This window comes from Corallococcus sp. AB038B (assembly GCF_003668955.1).
GTDB lineage: Bacteria > Myxococcota > Myxococcia > Myxococcales > Myxococcaceae > Corallococcus > Corallococcus exiguus.
In genome coordinates this window covers 337,847-359,112 of record NZ_RAWO01000006.1, presented here as the reverse complement: position 1 = coordinate 359,112, position 21,266 = coordinate 337,847, and the positions used below count along the sequence as shown (strand labels likewise).

Below are 21,266 nucleotides of genomic sequence, written 5' to 3'. Positions count from 1 at the left end.
CCCACCGTGTCAGGTCCTGGGCGGCGTGTTGTAGCCGGCGTCGCCGTAGGGCTTCAGGCGCTCCAGCCACATCTCCTCCAGCACCTTCAACTCCTCCACGGGCGGAGGGCCGCCGGGCTCCTCGCGAGGTGGGAGCTTGTCCAACACCTCGAAGGAGAAGGCCGCTTCGCCGTGGCGCTCCCAGTCCGCCTGCAGCTCGGGGACGCGGTGCATGCGCTGGGCGAACTCGAACCGGATGCGGTTGAACATCGCGCTCAGGTTGAGGGCATGGCCCACGAACAGCTTGCCGTTGGCGTGGCAGCGGATGGCGTAGATGCCCATGGGCACCTCCGCTTCCTTGTAGGCGCGCTTGCGTTCCGCGCGGGCCGCGCGCGAGTCATCACCGGACGACATGGTGACCTCCGAAGCCCAGCGAGACGAGCTTCGCCTCCAGCCGCTCCTTCGCTGCAAGGTCGCGCGGGCGCACCCAGTCGCGGCCCATGCGCTCCCAGTCCACGTCGCGCGAGTCGATGCCCAGTGCCTGGAGGAAGTCGGCCTCGCAGATGAAGCACTGGTCTCGGAAGGGGAAGAGGAAGCCGCCCTGCGCGTCGAGTGAACGCGAGGCCTCCTCGTAGGTGGAGAACCACCGGTTGAGGAACGGGCTCTGGCCCTTCTGGAAGAAGGCGCGCGTGTCCAGCGCCCGCGCACCGCCCTCCAGGGTCTGCTTCAGCTCCGTCCATGTGGTGTGCCCTGCTTCGCGCGCGACGACGGCGAGCCCGTGCTTGTGCTGCACGGCGTCCCGGCGCGCGAGCACCTCGCCCAGGGACAGGGCCGCGAAGAAGGGCAGGGCGCGCATCCGTTCCGCGGCGCGCGTGGCGCGGGCCGTGTCGGACGAGTCCAGGTCCTTGAGGAGCAGGGACGCGCGGACCTTGTATTCATGAAGCGTGACGGGGAGGGTGCTGCCGGTTCCCATGACGAATCCTCCGGTGCTGGCCCTCACCCGTTGGGGGACCGTGGAAGGACTTCATCGGGGCTCTGGCGACAGCGGGTGAAGCGAGGGTGACGTCGTCTTTCCGGGCGGCGGGCACCCCTCGGCACCCGTGGGACGAATAGAGCAGACGCGTCCCACGGTCGTCAAACGCAGCCGGGATGCTCGTTACGACTCGGACTGACCGCGGCGCAGGCCCAGGGCCTTCATCTTCTTGTAGAAGTGCCCTCGCTCCAGGTCGAGGATCCGCGCCGCCTCCGTCACGTTGTCATGCGTGTGGGCGAGCACTCGTTGAATGATCTCCCGCTCCGCGTCCTCCACCTGCTCGCGGAAGGTCTGATCCACACGCGGCTTCCAACCGCCCGGGTTCGCGCCGGTGGGCTCAGGCGCGGCGGGCGCGGGCAGGGGCGCCGCGACGGCGGGCACGTCACCGCCCACGGTGGGCTCGGGCATGGGGGGCAGGGGACGGCCCCGGGGCAAGAGCTCCAGCGCGTCCGTGCGCGAGACGACCGGCCCCTCGCAGAGGATGGCCAGCCGCTCCACCAGGTTGCGCAGCTCACGCACGTTGCCCGGGTAGTCATACGCGCTCATCACCGCGAGCGCGTCCGGCGACAGCGCCAGGGGCCGCCGCCCGTTCTTCGCGCACGCCTCGCGCAGGAACGTGTCGATGAGGTCCGGCAGGTCCTCGCGGCGCTCGCGCAGCGGCGGCGAGTGAATCTGCACGACGTTGATCCGGTAGTAGAGGTCCTCGCGGAAGCGCCCCGCGGCGATCTCCTTCTCCAGGTTCTTGTTCGTCGCGGCGATGACGCGCACGTCCACCTTGAGCGTCTCCGCGCCGCCCACGCGCTCCAGTTCTCCCTCCTGGAGCACGCGCAGCAGCTTCGACTGCATCGCGGCCGGCATGTCGCCAATCTCGTCCAGGAAGAGGGTGCCCTCGTGCGCCAGCTCGAACTTGCCGCGCCGCACGCTCACCGCGCCGGTGAAGGCGCCCTTCTCGTGGCCGAACAGCTCGCTCTCGATGAGGTCGTGCGGCACCGCGGCGCAGTTGAGCTTCACGAACGGCCCGCCCTTGCGCCGGGAGTTCTGATGCAGCGCCCGCGCGATGAGCTCCTTGCCGGTGCCGTTCTCACCGGTGATCAGCACGCGCCCCTCACTGGGCGCCGTGCGCTGGATGAGGGAGAAGATGCGCTGCATGGCGGGCCCGCCGCCCACCATGTCGAAGCGGCCCAGCTGCGCGCGCAGCTCCTCCAACTCCTCCATCGCCGCCTGGTGCTTGAGCGCGTTGCGCAGCGCCACCAGCAGCTTGTCGCGCGCCAGCGGCTTCTCCAGGAAGTCGCGCGCCCCCAGCTGCGTCGCCTTCACCGCCGTGTCGATGGTGCCGTGGCCGGACATCATGATGACGGGCAGGTCCGGCTTGAGGGCCGTGAGCTTCGCCAGCACCGTGAGGCCGTCCATGTCCGGCATCTTCACGTCCATCAACACCGCGTCCACCGGCCGCGCGCTCACCACGTCCAGCGCCACCTGCCCGCTGCTGGCCAACTCCGTGCGGTAGCCGGCCAGCTGCAACGACTGGCTCAGGGTGAGGAGGATGTTCTTTTCGTCATCAACGATGAGGACCGCAGCGGGCATGGGCAAACCGTTCACACTCTCACGGAAATAATCGGGGCATCAAGGGTCTCGTGTTGCCCCCGGGTCCGAGGAAAAGACAAATCTTTTGACTCTTCCCGGTGGGTGCGACTAGACGCGACAGCCTCGGCCCACCGCCTGTGGGCCTCTCTTTTCCCGTGGTTGCTGTCGGAGGAATGATGCGTCGGATTTCGCTTTGGGCCGGGTTGGCCCTCGCCGTGGCCGTGCTGACCGGGTGCCCGCCCACCTACCCCAAGTGCAACAACGACGAGCAGTGCCAGGAGAAGGGCGAGGTCTGCGTCCAGGGCCAGTGCCAGGAGTGCGCGACGGACGCGAACTGCCGCGAAGGCTTCACCTGCCAGGCCAACAAGTGCGCGCCCAAGCCTCCTGAGTGCACCACGGACGCGGCCTGTGGCACCGGCCGCATCTGCGAGGCCGGCAAGTGCGCCGAGGCCCAGTGCAAGGACGACTCCGCGTGCAACGGTGGCAAGTGCCAGGCCGGCCGCTGCCAGGCGCCCCGCGACACCTGCACCGCCAGCACCGACTGCGGTGAGGGCCAGGAGTGCCAGTCCGGCAAGTGCGTGACGGCCGACGCCAGCTCCAAGTGCGACTACTCGCCGGTGCCCTTTGGCTTCAACGAGTCCACCCTGGACTCCAGCGCGCAGTCGCGCCTGGGCGAGCTGGCGGCCTGCATCAAGGCGAGCCAGGGCAAGATCACCCTGGGCGGCCACGCGGACGAGCGCGGCACGGAGGAGTACAACCTCCAGCTGTCCAACCGCCGCGCCGCGGCCGTGAAGCGCTACCTGGTCGACCTGGGCGTGCCGTCCAACCGGCTGTCCACGGTGGGCTATGGTGAGACCCGCCCGGTGTCCAGCGCGGGCACCGAGGAAGGCTGGGCGGAGAACCGCCGCGTGGAGTTCCAGCGCTAGTTCTGGGGTAGGCTCTGGCGCGCATGGCCGCCCTAGAGTCGGAAACGCGTCAGTCCTACCTTGTCTTCGCCTGTGGAAGCAGTTGGTACGCGGTGCCTGCGGAAGCCGCGGCGGAGGTCGTTACCTTCCCCGAGCTGACGCGGGTACCGGGTTCCCCGCCCCACCTGTTGGGTGTGTTCGCGCACCGGGGTGAAGTCATCCCCGTCGTGGACATGAGCCTGCTGGTGGGCGGGGTTACCGCCGGGTCCCGCCGCGCCGTCCTGGTGCGGCTGTCCCGAGGCACCCTCGCCCTCACCGCCAGCAGCGTCGCCGGTGTGTCCGCGCTGATGGGACCGCTGGAGCCCCTGGGCCCCTCGGGGGTGCACGTCCATTTGCGCGGCCCCGTGAAGAGCGGCTCGCGCGACGTGGCCGTCATCGACCCGGAAGGCCTCTTCGACCACCTCAGCCAGGGCGGCTAGCCTCATGCTTCCCGCAGGCCGGGTCGAGGGGACGCTCCTGTGCCACGTGGGGCCGCACCGCATCGCCTTCGAGGCGGGTGAGGTGGCCTCCATCGCCGCGCCGGACGCGGGCACCGTGTCCGCCCACCGGGCCTTCCTGGGGGCCGGTGGCGCCCAGCGCGTGCTGGTGACGGCCACCGGAGGCACGGTGGGCGTGGACGGGCTGGAGATCGACTCGGAGGTGCTGTCCGTGCTGCCGCCCTCGCCGGTGGTGGCGGGGTCCTCTGGAGGCAGCCTGCGCGGCTTCGTCATCACTCGCGGGGTGCTCTGGCCGCTGTTGAGCCTGGACGCCTTCCAACGCTACCTGCGCGGGCTGGACGGGGAGGGCGCATGATGGCGCCGCTGGAAGTGCGCTCCCTGGGCCGCTGGACGACGCGGCCGCGCATCCCGGGCAGTTGCCTGGGCGTGGCCATCGCGTTCCTCCACATCCACCTGTCGCACACGCTGCCGGAGACCGGGCGCACGCCGCTGACGTGGCTGATGTTGGGCGCGCTCGTGCTCTTCATCAGCGTGGGGTACGCGCGCGACACGCGGGCCCTGCGCACGCTCTTCGCGCTGGGCGAGGGCCGGCTGCCCGCCACGTCCGAGCACCTGCTGGTGGCGGTCCAGGAGGTGGCGGCCATCCCCGGCCGCAGCTTCTGGTTCGTGATGCAGGGCTGGCTGGGCGGCACGCTGACGGTGGCCCTGGCCTTCCCCACCCTGGCGGACGTGCCGTGGACGGAGGGTGTGCGGGTGATGGTGCTGGGGCTGTCCATCGGGCCCCTGAGCGCCATGCTCACCTACCTGATGGTGGTGCGCCGCGCGCGGGCCACGTTGGACCGGCTGGTGTCGCTGGGGCCGGCGCCGCTGGAGGTGCTGGCCGCGCTGCCACCCCGGCGCATGCACATCCGCCGCAGGCTGGTGGTCTTCACCGCCATCGCGGTCCTGAGCCCGTCGCTCTTCATCCTGGACGTGGCCTTCACGCGCACGGTGACGGTGGTGGACGCGTGGACCCAGGCCACCACGCCGGAGGCGCGCATGGAGGTGATGGCGCGGGCGCGCGAAGGAGGCGGGCCGCCCCTGGGGCTCATCGCGGGGATCGTCACGCTGCTCATCCTGGGCACCGCGGCGCTCGCGGGCACGGCGCTGTCGGAGCCCCTGCGCGCCATCACCGAGGACGCGACGCGCATCGCGCGCGGCGAGGTGCGGCCCCCGCGCGTCATCCACGCCGAGGACGAGGTGTGGGCCACCTCCGCGGCCTTCACCCAGATGCAGGTGCAACTGGTGCAAGCCCTGTCGCAGCTCAAGCGGGCGGGCATCCAAATCTCCTCCACCACCGAGCAACTGGTGGCCACCAGCACGGAGCAGGAGGTGGGCGCGGACGAGCAGGCCGGGGCGCTCAACGCCACCAGCGCCACCACGGAGGAGCTGGCCCGGTCCGCGCAGCAGATCGCCGACAACGCGGAGTCCGTGTCCACCATCGCGGAGACGACCTTCGGCGCGGCGCAGTCCGGCCAGCGCGGCGCCACCGCCTTCCTGGGCGCCATGCAGCGCATGAAGGAGGACAACGAGGCCATCGCGGAGGCAGTGGTTCGCCTCAACAAGCGCGTGCAGCAGATTGGCAAGGTGGTGGAGTTCATCAACGAGATCGCCGACAAGTCGGACCTGCTGGCGCTCAACGCGGAGCTGGAGGGCACCAAGGCGGGCGAGGTGGGGCGGGGCTTCTCGCTGGTGGCGGCGGAGATGCGCCGGCTGGCGGAGAACGTCATCCGCTCCACGAAGGAGATTGAAGGCCTCATCGGGGAGATCCGCGACGCGACGAATGGCGCGGTGATGGCCACGGAGGCGGGCCTGAAGACGACGGAGCTGGGCACGCTGCTGGCGGCACAGGTGGACGACAGCCTGGGCCTCATCCTGGAGCTGGCGCGGCAGACGTCGCACGCGGTGCGCAGCATCTCGCTGGCGACGCTGCAGCAGCAGACGGGCACGGATCAGCTCGCGGCGGCCATGGGGGACATCCTCCGCGTCACCGAGCAGAACGCCGCGGCCACCAAGCAGATGGTGGCGGCCAACGCGGACCTGTCCGCCCTGGCGGCGGACCTCCAGCACGTGGTGCGGCGCTTCCATGTCGAGCCGACTGGCGGCGAATCCACCGGAGCTTCCGGCGGGGCTCCTGGCGCGACGGGAGGCGGGTGACATGGACCACTCCTCGCGCTCGGACTCCCGGCGGGCCGCCTTCAGTCAGCAGCTGATGTTCCCCGTGCCGCTGGCGAACCTGGTGGGCTCCACGCTGGGGCTGCACTTCGCGTCGCTCGTGGTGGGCAGTCCGCTGTCCCAGAAGCTGGGGTCGCTCGTCGTCCTGGTGGTGGGCGTGAGCGCGCTGCATATGCTCCTGGGGGTGGGCGTGTCCTTGCGCCGCTTCCCCCGGCTGCGGGCCCTGGAGCGCGGAGTGCTGCCGCCCACGCCGGAGCACCTGGCGACGGCGGTGGGCGAGGTGGCGCGCGCGCCGGGCGAGGCGTTCTTCCGCTCGCTGGGATTGTGGGCGCTGACCAACGGCGTTGTGGCGATGGCGCTCTGGTCGGCCATGGACCTGCCTGGGCACGTGACCCTGCGGGTCGCGGGCCTGGGGGCGCTGTTCGGTCCGCTCTCGTCGCTGCTCGTGTACGGGCTCGTCACGTTGAGGGCGCGGCGCGGCGTGCTGTGGGTGGCGGAGCAGGGGCTGACGCACGCGCAGGTCATCGCCGCGCTGCCCCGGCGCTCGCGCATCCGCGCGCGGCTGGTGGCCTTCACCGCCATCTGCGTGGTGACGCCCGCGGTGATGTGCGCGCAGGTCGTCACGGCGCTGACGGACCGGCTCTTCAACCGGCTGGTGGACGGGGGCAGCCCGGCCGCGCAGGGCGTGCTGGTGGACGCGTTCACGTCCAGCGCGCTCCTGTGCGCGGTGGTGTTCGGCCTGGCGCTGGCCACGGCGTACCTGGGCGGAACGTTGCTGGGGCGGCCCATGCGGGAGCTGTCCGGCGAGGCGCGCCGCATCGCCGCGGGCGACCTGGCCAGTCCCCGGCTGGTGCCCGCGGAGGACGAGGTGTGGGCGGTGTCCGCGGCCTTCACCACGATGCGCACGCACCTGGCGGACGTGCTCGCGGAGCTTCAGCGCGCCGGCTCGCAGATTTCGGCCACCACGGAGGAGATCCTCAGCACCTCCGGGCGCTACGAGGCCGGCGCCGCGGAGCAGGCCAGCAGCCTGGATGAGACGAGCGCCACCACGGAGGAACTGGCGCGCTCGGCGAAGCAGATCGCGGACAACGCGAGCTCGGTGGCGGAGATCGCCCAGCGCACGCTGGCGGCGGCCCAGGGCGGACAGCGCAGCGCGGAGTCCTTCCTGGGGGCCATGTCGCGCATGCGCCAGGACAACCACGCCATCGGTTCGGCGGTGGGGCGGCTGGACAAGCGTGTGCAGCAGATCGGGAAGATCGTCGAGTTCATCAACGGCGTCGCGGACAAGTCGGACCTGCTGGCGCTCAACGCGGAGCTGGAGGGCACCAAGGCGGGCGAGGTGGGGCGGGGCTTCTCGCTGGTGGCGGCGGAGATGCGCCGGCTGGCGGAGAACGTGCTGGAGTCCACGAAGGAGATTGAAGGGCTCATCGAGGAGGTGCGCGAGGCCTCCGCCGCCGCGGTGACGGTGACAGGCGGCGGCGTGCGCGCGGTGGAGACGGGGACGGGGCTGGCGGAGCAGGTGTCCGAGTCGCTTCGCCAGATTGTCGACCTGGCGGGGCGGACGTCGGACTCGGTGCGGATCATCTCCCGGTCCACGCAGCAGCAGCAGGCGGGCACGGATCAGCTCGCGGAGACGATGGCGGACATCCTGCGCATCACCCAGCAGAGCCTCAACGCGACGAAGCAGGTGGGCGCGGCGAACGGGGACCTCCTGGGGTTGGCGCAGGACCTGCGCGGCGTGGTGGAGCGCTTCCAGATCCACCAGGCGACCCTGCGCAAGGGGGGCGGCGGGTGAACCCCAGCGAACGGCTCCTCAAGCAGTTCCGCGACCTGGTCACGGTCCGTCTGGAGCGCATCAACCGCTCCCTGATGGAGCTGGAGTCCGGGGGTAATCTGGAGGCCGGGCAGCGGGTGCTGCGCGAGCTGCACGGGCTCAAGGGCGAGGCCCGGATGATGGGCTTCGGCGAAATCAACACGCTCGCGCACGAGATGGAGGAACTGGTCCGGTGCGCGGAGCCGCAGCGCTACCGGTTGTCGTCGGAGTCCACCGACGCGCTGCTCGCCACTGCGGACACGGTGCTCGCGCTGTCGGGTGCGCTCCAGGGGGGTGAGCCGCTGCTGGCGGTGGAGACGCTGGTGGCGACGCTGCAGCAGCGGGTCATCGTGGAGTCCGCGCGGCCGGTAGAGGGTGGCCGGGCTTCGAAGTCAGAGGGCGCGTCGCACCTCATCGTGTCGGACCGCCGGGATCCGTCCGGGGCCGTGGTCGTGCCCGCGCACTGGGGAACGCCCGCGTCACGCCCGGACGCACCGGCGGGAGGCGCATCGCCGGGAGCGGCCGCATCGCAGTTCCTCGCCACGGCCCTCCGGACCGAGTCCTCCGGGAGTCCGGCGGGAACGCACGGGGAGACTCCTGTCTCGGGCCACTCGCACCTCGTGGCTCCGGTGACGGGAAGCCCGGGGAGCCCTCACCTTGTCGGCCCCGCGATGGGCACGTCCTCGAATCCAGCCGTGTCGCCCAGCACGCGGATGGTCGACACCGCTCGTTCGCGCCCGCCCGCCGCGTCGAAGCACGGAACCGCTACGGTGCGCACCGGCGACGTCCGCATGGACACGGCCGTGCGCATCGGCGTGGCCAGCCTGGACATGCTCACCAGCGCGGTCACCAACCTGGGCCAGGTGGCCCGCCGCCGGGAGCTGGCCACCGCTCGTCGCCTGGAACTCGTGCGCGAATTGAGCGAGCTGGCCCGGTCCGCGGAGGACCTGGGCCCCGCGGGCATCGCGCTCGCGGAGCGCCTGGGCCGCGCCAAGGAGCTGGCCGCCACCCTGCACCGCGAGGCCAAGCTGCTCGCCAACGCGGAGCTGCGCGACCTGGATCAGGTGTCGGAGGAGATCCAGGGCCTGCGCATGCTGCCCCTCTCCGTCCTCTTCGAACCCTATCCCCGCATGGTCCGAGACCTGGCGCGGGAGCTGGGCAAGGAGGTGGAGCTCGTCGTGGACGGCGAGGACACCCGCGCGGACCGCTCCGTCGTGGAGGCCCTGCGCGAACCGCTCATGCACCTGGTCCGCAACGCGCTGGACCACGGCCTGGAGACGCGCGTGGACCGCGTCGCCTCCGGCAAGCACCCCCGGGGCTGCCTCACCCTGCGCGCCGCACGCGAGGGCAGCCGCATCATCCTGCGCGTGGAGGACGACGGCGCGGGCATGGATCCCGCGCTCCTGCGGCGCGTGGCCGTGCGCCGGGGCGTGCTGGACGAGCCCGCCGCCAACGCCCTGTCCGACGCCGCCGCGCGCGAGCTCGTCTTCCTGCCCGGCTTCACCTCGCGCGAGGTGGTCACCGACCTGTCAGGTCGGGGCGTGGGGCTGGATGCCGTGCGTACGTCCCTCCAGGCGCTGGGCGGCGACGTGGGCGTGGAGTCCGCGCCCGGCTGGGGCACCATCTTCACCCTGCGCGTCCCGGTGTCCCTCACCGTGGCGCCCCTGCTCTTCGTCCAGGTCTTCGACGAGACGCTCGCCCTGAGCGCCGTCCACGTCTCCCGCGCCCTCAAGGTGGACGCCTCCGAGGTGGGAGAGGTCGCCGGCCGCCCCATCCTCCGGATGGAGGGACGCGTGCTGCCCTTCGCCTCGCTGGCGGCGCTCCTGGGGCTGGCCACCGAGCGCCCGGCCCGGGAGGGAGAGCTGGTGCTGGTGGTGAAGGGCCAGGGTATGGAGGCCGCACTGGCGGTGGACCGCGTGCTGGAGGAGCGCGTCCAGGCCATCCTCCCCTTGAAGGGCATCCTCTCGCGCTACCCGCACCTCACTGGGGCCACGTCGCTCGCGGACGGGCGGCTGGCCATGGTGCTGTCCGCGGCGGCGCTGGCGGCGGCCGTGCATGGCACCGCGCCCCTGAAGCTCGCCCGGCCCCCGGTGCGCGCGCCCGCGCCTCGCCGCCGCCGCATCCTGGTGGTGGACGACTCGCCCCTCACCCGGGAGCTGGTGGCCAACCTGCTGGAGGCGGTGGGGTACGACACCCTCCGGGCGGCGGACGGCCCCTCGGCGCTGGAGCAGCTGGGGCAGGAGGGTCCCCCGGTGGAGCTGGTCGTCACCGACCTGGAGATGCCGGAGATGGACGGCGTGGAGCTCACCCGGCGCCTGAAGACGGACCCGGCCCGGCGCGGGCTGCCCGTCGTCATCCTCACCACCCGGGGAGGGGAGGCGGACCGGGCGCGTGGGTTGGCGGCCGGGGCGGACGGCTACATCACCAAGGGCGACCTCGTCCGCCAGGACCTGGTGGACGTCGTGGGGCGGCTCCTGGCCTGAAGTCCCCGAAGGCTCGGGAGGCTCGGCGCCGCCCGGAGAGCCGCCGGGAGACGCCCGGGGGGCCATCGCATTGCTATACTCCCGCGGCGCGTACGGGGTATTGAACGGACATGGGCAAGAAAGTGACGGTGCTGGTGGTGGATGACTCGGTCATCTGCCGTCAGCTCATCAGCGCGGCGTTGAGCGACGACCCGGACATCCAGGTCGTTGGCACCGCCGCGAACGGCCAGGAGGCCGTTGCCCTCACGAAGGAGCTGCGCCCCCACGTCATCACCATGGACGTGGACATGCCCGTCATGGACGGGCTCACGGCCGTGGAGCACATCATGGCCGAGTGCCCCACGCCCATCCTGGTGCTGACGGGCGATCCGCGCTCGCAGGCCCCCGCGCTGACGTACCGCGCGCTGGAGCTGGGCGCGCTGGCGCTGCAGATCAAGCCCTCCATCGACGCGGTGCCGGAGGCGTGGAACCTCACGAAGGAGGTGAAGCTCATCTCCTCCGTGCGCGTCATCCGCCACGTGCGCGGCCAGAAGCGCGGCCCGCCGGGGACGCCCCACACTCCGGTCGCGGTGCTGCCCGCGGCCTCCATGGGCATCGTCGCGGTGGCCGCCAGTACGGGCGGCCCGCAGGTGCTCTACCGGATGCTGTCGGAGCTGCCGGCGGACTTCCCGGCGCCCATCGTCATCGTCCAGCACATCAACGCCGCCTTCTCGGAGTCGCTGGCCAGCTGGCTCGCCAACGCGAGCAAGCTCAAGGTCCGGCTGGCCGTGGACGGGGACACGCTGCAGCCGGGGCTGGTGCTGGTGGCGCCGCCGGATCAGCACATGGTGGTGCCCGTGCGAGGCCGCGTGGCGCTCAAGCCCGGCGTGGAGCGCGACGGGCACATGCCCAGCGGCACCGTGCTGCTGGAGAGCGTGGCCAAGGTCTACGCCCGGCGCGCGGTGGGCGTGGTGCTCACCGGCATGGGCGCGGACGGGGCGGACGGGCTCCTGGCCATCAAGCAGGGCGGTGGGCTGGCGCTGGCGCAGAACGAGGAGTCCTGCGTGGTGTTCGGCATGCCGGGCGCGGCGGTGGAGCGCAAGGCGGTGGACCACCTCATCCACGGCGATGACGTCGCGGCCACCCTGTCGCGCCTGGCGCGCGGAGAGTCGCTGGCCGCAAGCCGCTGACCTCGCGCGCCATGACGTCCTCCTCCGAGCGCTGGACTCCCGTCCACGCCTGGCTCCAGGCCCACACGGGCATGGCGCTGAGCGGGGCCCAGCAGCGGCGGCTGGACGCGCGGCTGGACGCGCTGGGAAACGGGCAGAGCGCGACGCGGCTGGTGGCGCACCTGCGCACGCCCACGGGCGCGGCGGACCTGGCGCGGCTCGTGGACGCGGTGGCGGTGCACACGTCGGAGGTGTTCCGGGACGAGGTGCAGCTGTCCGCCTTCCGCGAGCACGTGCTGTCGCCCCGGGTGCAGCGCTCCAAGACGCCGCTGCACGTGTGGAGCGCGGGCTGCGCGGCGGGAGAAGAGGTCGCCACGCTGCTCCTCCTGATGGCGCAGGAGGGAGCGGATCCCTCCAGCCGCGTGCTGGGCACGGACATCTCCGAACAGGTGCTGACCCGGGCGCGCGAATTGAGCTTCCTCGCGGATGGGCTCCGGCGCGTGCCGGAAGCCTCGCGCTCGCGCTACTTCGAGCCGAAGGGTCGGCGCCACGCGCTGGTGGCGTCGCTGCGCATGCAGGCGGAGTTCCGGCGCCACAACCTGATGGAGGCCCCGTATCCGGAGGCCCCCGGGGGCGGCGGGTTCGACATCATCTTCTGCCGCAACGTCCTCATCTACTTCACCCCGGAGGCCTTCCAGCGCACGGTGCGGAGCCTGAGCGAGCGGCTGGCGCCCGGCGGAGTGCTGGTGCTGTCCGCCGCGGAGCCGCTGCTCCAGGTCCCCCCGGAACTGCGGCTGTTGCCCAGTGAGCACGCGTTCTTCTACGTGCGCGAGGACGCCGCGCCCGTGGAGCCTGCCCGGCCCAAGCGGGACTCCGGCCGGTTCCCGAGCATCGCCACCGGGCCCGTCGCGCCGAAGCCGGAAGCTCCGGCGCCCCCGTTCCCGCCTCCGGTTCCGGACGAAGCCGCGATGGCGCAGGCGGACTGGCTCTTCTCGTGCGTGCTGGACGGGGCCTCCACGGGCGTCCCGGACGAGAAGTCCGAGAGCGACCTGCGCCGGTGCCTGGACCTGGATCCGGACCACGTCGCCGCCCGCTACCTGCTGGGGCTCCTGCTGGAGCAGTGCGGCCAGCCCGGCGCCGCCCTGGAGGCCTACCGCCGGGCCCTGCGGGCGGTGGAGTCCGGGCGGGCGCGGCCGGTGCCCTTCTTCCTCAACCTGCCCCGGCTCCGGGTGGCCTGCGCCCGGGCGGTGGAGCGGCTGGAGGCGGAAGGGGCTCGCTGAAGGGCAGGGGGGCGGCCGGGCGCGATGGAAACAGAAGCGGCGCGCGGGGCACTTTGGACCTAGGATGCGCGGCCCATGCGCAGGCTCGTGCTCTTCGCCTTGTTGACCGCTGCTGTTCCCGGCTGTTTCTACCCCGCCGACCGCGGCCGTGCCCTGGAAGCCAAGGTGGACCGGCTGGGCGCGGACAACGCCAAACTGGCCACGGAGCTGAAGGAGGCGCGCGACCAGCTCGCCGTCACCCAGCCGAAGCTCGACGAGAAGATTGCCCAGGTGACGCAGGCCCTGCAGAGCCTGGACACCGCCGCGCGCCGCAAGGACGCGGACATCGGCGTGCAGTTCCAGAAGACGGTGGAGGACCTGGCGCAGCTGCGCGGCCAGGTGGAGACGTACCTCTACAAGATTGGTGAGCTGGAGGCCGCGCTCGGCAAGAGCACGGAGGAGACCAACCAGCGGCTGCTGGCGCTCCAGGGCACGGAGGCGGTGAAGGAGGCCGAGGCCAGGAAGAAGGCCGAGGAGCTCCAGCGCCCCACGACCGCGAAGGACTTCATCGCGCTCGCGCAGGACAAGGCGAAGGCCGGCGACACGCTGATCGCGCGCCAGCTCTACAACGAGTTCGTGAAGAAGTGGCCCAAGGACGCGCTCGTGGGCGAGGCCCACTACGGCCTGGGCGAGACGTACTTCACCGAGTCCAAGTGCCGCGAGGCCCTCTTCGAGTACGGCAAGGTGGTGCAGGACCACACGAAGACGCCGTCCGCGCCGGATGCGTACCTGCGCTCCTCCGACTGCTTCCTGAAGCTGAAGATGAAGGAGGAGTCGAAGCTGGCGCTGGAGGAGCTGGTGAAGAGCTACCCCAAGTCGGACGCGGCCAAGACGGCGAAGACGAAGCTGGCGGAGCTGGACAAGAAGCCCGCGCCCGCCCCCGCGCCGAAGAAGGCGAAGAAGTGATGAGCCCCCGCGCTCCCCGGCTCGCCGCCCTGGCGCTGCTGTTGCTCCTGCCGCTGGTGGCGGGCGCCGCGCCGAAGAAGCTCGTGCTGCTCTTCACCGGAGACAACGGGGGCGAAGTCGCCCCCTGTGGTTGACGACACAACCCGTCTGGCGGTCTGGCCAGACGAAAGACGGTCCTGACGGAGGAGCGCGCGAAGGGCGTGCCGGTGCTCGCACTGGACGCGGGCAACGCGCTCTTCAAGACCCTGGCGGATGGCCAGGAGGCGAAGCCTCGCGCGGAGCTGCTCCTGGAGCAGTTGGACGCGCAGGGCTACGCGGCCATGGCCGTGGGCCAGCGCGACCTCGTGCTGGGCGTGGACTTCCTGAAGAAGAAGACGAAGGGCGCGAAGCTGAAGCTCGTGTCCGCGAACCTCGTGGACGCGAAGGGACAGCTGCTCTTCCCCGCGTCGGTGGTGACGACGGTGGGCGGGCTGAAGGTGGGCATCATCGGCGTGTCCCCGGCGTCCGCGGACCCCAAGGCTCCGGCCGGCGGCTCCGAGGGCACGGCCTTCCTGCCCGAGGGTGTCCGGGGCCTGCCGGTGGGACCGGCGGTGACCGCCGAGGTGAAGCGCCTGCGCCAGAAGGAGCAGGTGTCGCTGGTGGTGTTGCTCGCGGCGGTGCCCTACGTGGAGGCCGTGAAGCTGGCCCAGGGCGCCGAGGGCGTGGACTTCGTGCTCCAGTCGCACGACGGCCGGGGCGTGGGCATGGCGCAGCGCCAGGGCGTGGCCACGCTGGTGCCGCCGGGAGAGCGGGGCCGCCAGGTCGCGAAGCTGGAGCTGTCCGTGGAGGGCACCGGTCCCTTCGCGGACCTGTCCGAGGCGAACCGCGCCCGGGAGAGCCAGCGCATGGTGGAGGCGAACATCGCGCGGGTGCAGGAGCGCCTGAAGGTGGAGAAGAACGAGGACGCGCGCCGCTCGCTCCAGGAGACGCTGACCTCCTTCGAAGCGCGGCGTGACGCCCTGGCCCGCACGGCGGCGGCGCAGGGCCCCACGACGGGGCGCACGTACCTGCTGACGTACCTGCAGCTGGGTGCGGACGTGGCGTCGGATGCCACCGTGCAGAAGCAGGTGGAGCGCGTCGAGCCGCCCGGCTCCGCGGGTCACTGAGCTTCCTCGCTCGCGGCCAACCCCGTCCATCCTGGGACGGGGGCTGAAACACCTGTTTCATCCCCTGTCGCGGGATGTGTCACGCCCGTTCCAGCCCTGCTGGAGAGCAGGCGGGCCCGGGGGCGTGGAACGCGTGGCAGGTCGCTCTTCGACCGAATAATGTGATCAACAGGTTTCTGGCCTCCCCCACGCTGCTCGCACGACGAGTGGCAGGCCGCGCGTGATCGACATTTGCCGGCACTGACCCGAGGGCCCTGCGTCCAGATTTCCGGGCGTCCCTCCGGGCCGTGTCGCGTCCAGAGTTCGGAGTCATTTCGATGAGCAGCAGCGGTGATTTGTCGAAGCGGATCGCGAATCTGTCGCCGGAGAAGCGCGCGGAGCTGCTGAAGAAGATGGCCGCGCAGAAGCAGGCGGCGGGGACTCCGGCGCGGGCGGCGTTCCCGCTGAGGGACCGCTCGCGGCCGGCGGAGCTGTCCTTCGCGCAGCAGCGGCTGTGGTTCATGGACCAGCTGGCACCGGGAAGCCCGCTCTACAACGTGCCCGTGGCGGTGCGGCTGGAGGGCGCGGTGGACGTGCCCGTGCTGGAGCGCTCGCTGCTGGAGGTGGTGCGGCGCCACGAGTCGCTGCGCACGACCTTCCAGGGCGGGGACAGCGGGCCGGTGCAGCACTTCGCGGAAGCGCCCGTGCTGGAGCTGGAGCGGACGGACGTGAGCGCGTTCGCGGCGGAAGCGCGGGAGGCCGAAGCCTGGCGTCGGGTGAGGGAAGGGGCGCTGCGTCCTTTCGATCTGGCCACGGGCCCGCTGATGCGCGCGCTGCTGGTGAAGCTGGGGGACGCGGATCACCTGATGCTGGTGGCGATGCACCACATCGTGTCGGACGGGTGGTCGCTGGGCGTGCTCGTGCGCGAGGTGGCGGTGCTCTACGCCATGTTCCTGCAGGGCCAGCCGTCGCCATTGCCGGAGCTGGCCGTGCAGTACGCGGACTACGCGGCCTGGCAGCGGGAGACGTTGCAGGGCGCGGCGTTGGAGCGGCAGCTGGCGTACTGGCGTGAGCAGTTGTCGGGCGCACCGCCCGCGCTGGAGCTGACGACGGACAAGCCCCGGCCCGCGACGCGTGGCTTCCGGGGCGCGCGCACGCTCATCCAGTGGCCGCGTGAGCTGACGGACTCGCTCCGGGCGCTGGCGCAGCGGGAAGGCGCGACGCTGTTCATGGTGCTCCTGGCCGGGTGGCAGTCGCTGCTGTCGCGCTACTCCGGGCAGGACGACGTGAGCGTGGGCTCTCCCATGGCGGGCCGGACCCGCTCGGAGCTCGAAGGCCTCATCGGCATGTTCGTCAACACGCTGGTGCTGCGCGCGCGCCTCACGCCGGAGCTGTCGTTCCAGGGACTGGTGCGCCAGCTGCGCGAGACGATGGTGGGCGCGACGGACCACCAGGACGTGCCCTTCGAGAAGCTGGTGGAGGCGCTGCAGCCGGAGCGTGACTCGGGGCGCACGCCGTTCTTCCAGGCGATGTTCGCGCTGCAGAACGCGCCGCGAGGCCCGGTCGCGGTGCAGGGCCTGAAGCTCAACGCGATGGAGGTGGACACCCAGACCGCCAAGTTCGACCTGCTCCTCCAGCTCACGGAGGCGGAAGGGAACCTGAGCGGCTACGTGGAGTACGACACCGACCTCTTCCACGCCGCCACCGTCGCGCGGATGGTGGAGCACCTGCGCGGCCTGCTGGAGTCCGCCGTGGCCCACCCGGCGATGCCCGTGGCCCGGCTGCCCATGGTGAAGGCCGCCGAGCGCAACGTGCTGGCCGTGGACTGGAACCGGACGCAGGCGGCGTATCCGCGGGAGCGGCCGGTGCACGCGCTCTTCGCGGAGCAGGCGCGCAAGGCTCCGGACCGGGTGGCGGTGGTGCAGGGCGCGGATGGCCGGACGCTGACGTACGGCGAGCTGGACGCGAAGGCGAACCAACTGGCGCACCACCTGCGCGGGCTCGGAGTGAAGCGTGGCACGCGGGTGGGCGTGTACGTGGACCGCTCGTGGGAGATGGTGGTCGGGCTGCTCGGCATCCTGAAGGCGGGCGGCGCGTACGTGCCGGTGGACCGCAACTACCCGGCGGACCGCATCGCGCTGCTGCTGGAGGACGCGGGCGTCGAAGTGACGCTGACGCAGCAATCGCTGGTGGAGAAGCTGCCGGCCGGAGCGGGCACGCTGCTCTGCGTGGACGCGGCGTGGGAGTCCATCCGCCGTGAAACGGAGACGGCACCGGACGTGGAGGTGGGCGGCGAGGACCTCGCGTACATCATCTTCACGTCGGGCAGCACGGGGCGTCCGAAGGGCGTGTGCGTTCCCCACCGGGGCATCACCCGCCTGGTACTGGGCAACGATTTCATGCGCTTCGGGCCGGATGCCATCTGGTCTCAGACGGGGCCGGTGGCCTTCGACGCGTCGACGCTGGAGCTGTGGGGCGCGCTGCTGCACGGGGCGAAGCTGGTGCTGGCGCCGCCGCACGCGTTGACGCTGGAAGAGCTGGGCGCGCTGGTGAAGCAGGAGCGCGTCAGCGTCCTGTGGCTGACGACGGCGCTGTACGAGCAGATGGCGCTGCACCAGGGCGACGCGCTGGCGGGCGTGTCGCAGGTGCTGACGGGCGGTGACGTGATGCCGCTTCCGCGCGCACGGGAACACCTGGCGCGGCTGCCGGAAGGCGCGGTGCTGGTGAATGCGTACGGCCCCACGGAGAACACCACGTTCTCCACCACGCACACGATGACGGGTCGGACCGTGCTCGATGGGGCGGTGTCCATCGGCAAGCCGATTGGAAACTCGACGACGTACGTGCTGGACGCGCACGGAGACGTGGCGGGCGTGGGCGTCCCGGGTGAGCTGCACGTGGGCGGCGAAGGTCTCGCGTGGGGCTACCTCAACCGCGCGGACCTGACGGCCGAACGCTTCGTCCCTCATCCCTTCAGCACGGAGCCCGGCGCGCGGCTGTACCGCACGGGCGACAAGGCCCGGTGGAGGGAGGACGGCACGCTGGAGTTCCTGGGGCGCACCGACTTCCAGGTGAAGGTGCGTGGCTTCCGCATCGAGCTGGGAGAAATCGAAGCCGCGCTCCTCCAGCATCCGGACGTGGCGGAGGCCACGGTGGTGGCGCGGGGGCAGGGCGCGGACAAGCAGTTGGTGGGGTACGCGGTCGCGAAGCCGGAGCGGACGCTCGACGCGGCGGAGCTCAAGGCGCACCTGCGGCAGCGGCTGCCGGAGTACATGGTGCCCACGGCCCTGATGTCGCTGGATGCGCTGCCCCTCAGCGCGAACGGCAAGGTGGATCGCAAGGCGCTGCCCGAGCCGGAGGCCCCGCGCTCGGAGAAGGTCTTCGAGGCGCCTCGCACGGAGACCGAAGCGAAGCTGGCGGCCATCTGGGCGCAGGTGCTGCGCGTGCCCCAGGTGGGCGTGACGGACAACTTCTTCGAGCTGGGCGGTCACTCGCTGCTGGCGACGCAGGTGGCCTCGCGGATCCGAGCCGGGTTCGGCGTGGAGCTGCCGCTACGGGAGCTGTTCGAGTCCGCCACGCTGGAGGCCCTGGCGCTCCGCCTGGAGCGGGCCACCCGCTCCGTCGCCCCGCCGCTGGTGCCCGTCTCGCGAGAGCAGCCCCTGCCGTTGTCGTTCGCGCAGCAGCGCCTGTGGTTCATCGACCAGTTGGAGCCGGGCAGCCCGGTCTACAACGTCCCACTGGCGGTCCGACTGGAGGGCGCGCTGGACGTCGCGGCGCTCCAGAGCGCGCTGGATGCACTGGTGCGCCGTCACGAAGCGCTCCGCACGACGTTCACGTCGCACGAAGGCACGCCGGTTCAGGTGGTGCATCCGCCCTCGGCGATGCCGCTGGAGGTGGAGGACCTGCGTGGCGTCGAAGCGGGCGAGCGGGAGGCAGAAGCCCGCCGCCGGGTGATGGCGCAGGGACTGCGATCCTTCGACCTGTCGCGAGGGCCGCTGGTCCGCGCACAGTTGGTGTGGCTGGATGAGCGCGACCACCTGCTCGCGCTCACGATGCACCATGCCATCTCGGATGGTTGGTCGTTGGGCGTGCTCGTGCGGGAGATCGGCGCGCTGTACGCGGCGTTCGTGCAAGGCCAGCCCTCCACGCTGCCGGAGTTGCCGCTCCAGTACGCGGACTACGCGGCCTGGCAGCGCGGCTGGCTTCGGGGAGACGCGCTCGAACGCGAGGTGTCCTTCTGGAAGGGCCGGCTCGCGGGAGCGCCCGCCGCCCTGGAGTTGCCCACGGACCGTCCGCGTCCGGCGGTGCGGGGCAACGCGGGCACGATGCACTTCTTCCAGTGGTCCCCCTCGCTGACTCAGCGTCTTCGTGCGCTCGCGCAGCGCGAGGGTGCCTCGCTGTACATGGTGCTGCTGACGGGCTGGCAGGTGCTGCTGTCGCGCTACAGCGGGCAGACGGACATCAGCGTGGGTTCGCCCATCGCGGGCCGCACGCGGGCGGAGCTGGAAGGGCTCATCGGCTTCTTCGTCAACACGCTGGTGATGCGCGCGCGGGTGGATGGGGAGACGTCCTTCCGTGAGTTGCTGAAGCAGGTGCGAGGCACGGTGCTGGAGGCCTACGAGCACCAGGACGTGCCCTTCGAGAAGCTGGTGGAAGCGCTGCATCCGGAGCGCAGCCTGAGCCACACGCCGCTGTTCCAGACGCTGCTGGCACTCCAGAACGTGCCGCAGGGCGACCTGGGGCTGCCGGGCATGGCGCTCAAGCCGCTGATGATGGAGAGCCGCACGTCGAAGTTCGACCTGAGCGTCTTCTTCGTGGAGGAGGGCGAAGGGCTGAGGGGCTCGGTCGAATACAGCACCGAGCTGTACGACGCCGCGACGGTGCGCCGGATGGTGGAGCACCTGCGGGTCCTGCTGGATGCGGCGCTGTCGCGTCCGGAGGCTGCCGTGTCCCGGCTGCCGATGGTGGACGCGGAGGAGCGGCAGCGGATCCTCGACGGTGGCAACCGCATGGCAGCGGAGGCCGTGGGCACCACGCCAGTGCACGTGCTGTTCTCCGAGCAGGCCCGGAAGACGCCGGACGCGGTGGCGATCCAGGTGCATGACGGGCGGACGTTGACGTACGCCGAGCTGGACGCGAAGGCGAACCAGCTGGCGCATCACCTGCGGAGCCAGGGAGTGAAGCGTGGCACGCGGGTGGGCGTGTACGTGGAGCGCTCGCTGGAGATGGTGGCGGGGCTGCTGGCCATCCTGAAGGCGGGAGGGGCGTACGTACCGGTGGACCGCAACTACCCGGCGGAGCGCATCGCGCTGCTGCTGGGGGATGCGGGCGTGGGCGTGACGCTGACGCAGCGGTCGCTGGTGGAGAAGCTGCCAGCGAGCGCGGGCACGCCGCTGCTGCTGGACACGGTGTGGGCCGAAGCGGCCCGGCATCCGGAGACGGCGCCGCGGGTGGAGGTCAGCGCCGAAGACCTGGCGTACGTGATGTTCACGTCGGGAAGCACGGGCCGGCCGAAGGGCGTGAGCATCCCGCACCGGGGCATCACGCGGCTGGTGATTAGCAACGACTTCCTGCGCTTCGGGCCGGAGGAGGTCTGGCTGCAACTGGCGCCAGTGGCCTTCGACGCGTCAACGCTGGAGTTGTGGGGCGCGCTGCTGCACGGAGCGAAGCTGGTGCTGGCGCCGCCGCACGCGTTGGCGCTGGAGGAGTTGGGCGCGCTGCTGCGAAAGGAGCGCATCAGCACGCTGTGGCTGACCGCTGCGCTGTACGAGCAGATGGCGCTGCACCAGGTGGACGCGCTGGCCGAGGTCTCGCGAGTGCTCGCTGGCGGCGACGTGCTGCCGGCCCAGCGAGTGCGCGAGCACTTGAAGCGCTTGCCGGAGGGCGCGGTGCTCGTGAACGGGTACGGCCCGACGGAGAACACGACGTTCTCCGCGACGCACGTGCTCACACGCGACACGGACCTCACGGCCTCTGTGCCCATCGGTAAGCCGATTGGGAACTCGACGGCCTACGTGCTGGAACCTCACGGCGACGTGGCCGGAGTCGGCGTGCCGGGAGAGCTGTTCGTGGGCGGCGAAGGCCTGGCGTGGGGCTACCTGAACCGTACGGACCTGACGGCGGAGCGCTTCGTGCCGAACGCGTTCAGCACGGAGCCGGGTTCCCGGCTGTACCGGACGGGAGACAAGGCGCGCTGGAAGGAAGACGGGACGCTGGAGTTCCTGGGGCGCACCGACTTCCAGGTGAAGGTGCGCGGCTTCC

Annotated in this window: 15 protein-coding genes; 12 read left to right on the top strand and 3 right to left on the bottom strand. The window is 71.4% G+C overall.

Features of this window, described 5'->3' with window-relative positions; genetic code table 11:
* Window positions 1–9: 9 nt before the first annotated feature.
* The 3 genes from D7Y04_RS25015 to D7Y04_RS25005 all read right to left on the bottom strand — a co-directional run bounded on the left by D7Y04_RS25015 (window position 10) and on the right by D7Y04_RS25005 (window position 2,596).
* On the bottom strand, window positions 10–393 hold the full coding sequence (locus D7Y04_RS25015; protein WP_121760916.1) for a GIY-YIG nuclease family protein: 384 nt from the start codon (window positions 391–393) through the stop codon (window positions 10–12).
* The gene (locus D7Y04_RS25010; RefSeq protein WP_121760915.1) at window positions 380–952 is read right to left on the bottom strand and encodes a hypothetical protein; all 573 of its coding nucleotides are present in this window, start codon (window positions 950–952) and stop codon (window positions 380–382) included. The genes D7Y04_RS25015 and D7Y04_RS25010 overlap by 14 nt, the downstream gene beginning before the upstream one ends.
* A gap of 183 nt (window positions 953–1,135) precedes the next feature.
* Window positions 1,136–2,596, bottom strand: coding sequence for a sigma-54 dependent transcriptional regulator (locus D7Y04_RS25005; protein ID WP_121760914.1), 1,461 nt, complete (start codon window positions 2,594–2,596; stop codon window positions 1,136–1,138).
* A gap of 176 nt (window positions 2,597–2,772) precedes the next feature.
* On the opposite strand from D7Y04_RS25005, the gene D7Y04_RS25000 reads away from it, so the two are divergent.
* The 12 genes from D7Y04_RS25000 to D7Y04_RS24950 all read left to right on the top strand — a co-directional run.
* Complete coding sequence (locus tag D7Y04_RS25000) at window positions 2,773–3,522, top strand: OmpA family protein (protein WP_121760913.1); 750 nt, start codon at window positions 2,773–2,775, stop codon at window positions 3,520–3,522.
* A 23-nt stretch (window positions 3,523–3,545) separates the two neighbouring features.
* Complete coding sequence (locus D7Y04_RS24995) at window positions 3,546–3,980, top strand: chemotaxis protein CheW (protein ID WP_120599992.1); 435 nt, start codon at window positions 3,546–3,548, stop codon at window positions 3,978–3,980.
* A gap of 4 nt (window positions 3,981–3,984) precedes the next feature.
* Window positions 3,985–4,353, top strand: coding sequence for a protein CrdC (locus D7Y04_RS24990; protein ID WP_120563960.1), 369 nt, complete (start codon window positions 3,985–3,987; stop codon window positions 4,351–4,353).
* Complete coding sequence (locus D7Y04_RS24985) at window positions 4,350–6,194, top strand: methyl-accepting chemotaxis protein (protein WP_121760912.1); 1,845 nt, start codon at window positions 4,350–4,352, stop codon at window positions 6,192–6,194. The genes D7Y04_RS24990 and D7Y04_RS24985 overlap by 4 nt, the downstream gene beginning before the upstream one ends.
* Before the next feature lies 1 nt (window position 6,195).
* A complete protein-coding gene (locus tag D7Y04_RS24980) occupies window positions 6,196–8,007 on the top strand; it encodes a methyl-accepting chemotaxis protein (RefSeq protein WP_120576039.1) in 1,812 nt (603 codons plus the stop codon).
* The gene (locus D7Y04_RS24975; RefSeq protein ID WP_121760911.1) at window positions 8,004–10,508 is read left to right on the top strand and encodes a response regulator; all 2,505 of its coding nucleotides are present in this window, start codon (window positions 8,004–8,006) and stop codon (window positions 10,506–10,508) included. Before D7Y04_RS24980 ends, D7Y04_RS24975 begins: the two co-directional genes overlap by 4 nt.
* 110 nt (window positions 10,509–10,618) lie before the next feature.
* Window positions 10,619–11,677 carry a chemotaxis-specific protein-glutamate methyltransferase CheB gene (gene cheB, locus D7Y04_RS24970; RefSeq protein ID WP_121760910.1) on the top strand — a complete coding sequence of 353 codons (1,059 nt, stop codon included), beginning with the start codon at window positions 10,619–10,621 and terminating at the stop codon, window positions 11,675–11,677.
* A gap of 11 nt (window positions 11,678–11,688) precedes the next feature.
* The gene (locus D7Y04_RS24965; RefSeq protein WP_121760909.1) at window positions 11,689–12,936 is read left to right on the top strand and encodes a protein-glutamate O-methyltransferase CheR; all 1,248 of its coding nucleotides are present in this window, start codon (window positions 11,689–11,691) and stop codon (window positions 12,934–12,936) included.
* A 75-nt stretch (window positions 12,937–13,011) separates the two neighbouring features.
* Window positions 13,012–13,881: a tetratricopeptide repeat protein gene (locus tag D7Y04_RS24960; protein ID WP_121760908.1), complete on the top strand. Its 870-nt coding sequence runs from the start codon at window positions 13,012–13,014 to the stop codon at window positions 13,879–13,881.
* Window positions 13,881–14,015 (top strand): hypothetical protein, encoded by a 135-nt coding sequence (locus D7Y04_RS46400; RefSeq protein WP_014395184.1) that lies wholly within the window; start codon window positions 13,881–13,883, stop codon window positions 14,013–14,015. The genes D7Y04_RS24960 and D7Y04_RS46400 overlap by 1 nt, the downstream gene beginning before the upstream one ends.
* A 66-nt stretch (window positions 14,016–14,081) precedes the next feature.
* On the top strand, window positions 14,082–15,026 hold the full coding sequence (locus D7Y04_RS24955; RefSeq protein ID WP_171810877.1) for a 5'-nucleotidase: 945 nt from the start codon (window positions 14,082–14,084) through the stop codon (window positions 15,024–15,026).
* A 317-nt stretch (window positions 15,027–15,343) separates the two neighbouring features.
* The coding region (locus tag D7Y04_RS24950; protein WP_121760907.1) for a non-ribosomal peptide synthetase at window positions 15,344–21,266 on the top strand (5,923 nt) is incomplete at its 3' end.